1 protein-coding gene is annotated in these 1,487 nt (G+C 51.8%); it reads left to right on the forward strand.

What is annotated here, in order from left to right:
* On the forward strand, positions 1–1,487 hold a 1,487-nt coding region (locus DFR44_RS11525), incomplete at both ends, for a hypothetical protein (protein WP_162845264.1).

The raw sequence follows: 1,487 nt of genomic DNA on the forward strand, positions 1-1,487 counted from the left end.
ACTGCAACACCGACCACAGAAACCTACGATGTCACCGTGCGTGTCAACGTTCCAGCGGGTTCAAGCACAAGCAACGACACCTGCTCAGGCACCACTTCGGGTCAAGGTCTGTTCAACACAGGTGTGTTAAGCATGTCTGGTGCATCCGACCAAAGTGCCAGCGCGTGTTCCAACACCCCTGCGGTCTCAGGCGTCAACCTCGTTCTGCAAAAGACATGGGTTGGGGCTCATGTTGGTGATGTGGCCACCATTCCTGCCACTGTTGGATTTAGCGTAAATACGGACGCGTATAATGCCATCGTAGGCGTTAATAATGGACAATCCAAGGTAGTTGTTGTTGCGCCAGATGAAGTCGGCACATTACCGACCGAAGTCATGAATCCAAATATTGCCAACTATTTTTATGCAGGCTCATGGTCATGTTCTGACGGCACCAATGCAGCAATTACCGTTGCACAAGGTGGCAACTTAACCATCCCAAGTGCCAGCGTCGGTAAAACCTTAACCTGTACCTTAACCAACACCAGCGTGGCGCCAGATGTCAACGTCACCAAGGCGGTGACTGCAGGCCCAACGGCAGTGAGCGGCACGGGTGACCAGTTCGACATCACCTACCGTGTCACCGTCAGCAACACCAATGCATCGGCCACAGCGTACAGCTTAAGCGACACATTTGGCTTTGACTCTGATGTCAGCGTTGTTGGTACACCGACCATCACCAAAGGCAGCAATGTCAGCGGTACCGTGAACAGCGCGTTCACAGGTTCAGGCACCAACACATCGATTGTCAGCAACGAAAGCATCGCCGCAGGTTCAACTGCTACACCAACGACAGAAACCTACGACATTGCCGTACGCGTTAAAGTCGCCGCGACAGGCAGCAGCACCAACAACACCTGTACAGCGACAACGGGCAATGGTTTGTTCAACAATGCGCAAATGACCATTGCGGGTACCGTTAAAGATGCGAACGCATGTGCCACCACACCGACTGCACAAACGACACAATTGTCTTTACAAGTGGATTGGTCTAATGCCGTTGTTGGTGAAACACTCACCGTTCCCGCGACGACAGGGCTGTCAACGAACACCACTGCGTTCAATGCCGTCAGCACGGGTGCCAATAGTGTCAGCTCAAACACAGTGGTTCCTGTCATTGGTGAAACAGCGACATTGCCAACGCCGTCATTTGTGAATACAAATAACGCATTGAATTATGTTGCATCTTCAAGCTGGACTTGTTCAGATGGTGTCAATCCAAGTGTATCGGTGCCGTTTGGTGGCAGCTTGACCTTGTCGAGTGGCTTCTCAGGGGCAACCGTTGTATGTAAAGTCGCTTACTCAGGTGTTCAAGTGGATACGGTTAAAACCGCATCGCCCGCCGCAGGCACCTCAGTAGCGGTTGGTGACACGATTCAATACACCTTAAAAACCACAGTATCAGGCAATGCAACACAACGTGATGTGGTCTTGAGCGATACCTTGGG

Source organism: Hydromonas duriensis (genome assembly GCF_004363775.1).
Lineage (GTDB): Bacteria > Pseudomonadota > Gammaproteobacteria > Burkholderiales > Burkholderiaceae > Hydromonas > Hydromonas duriensis.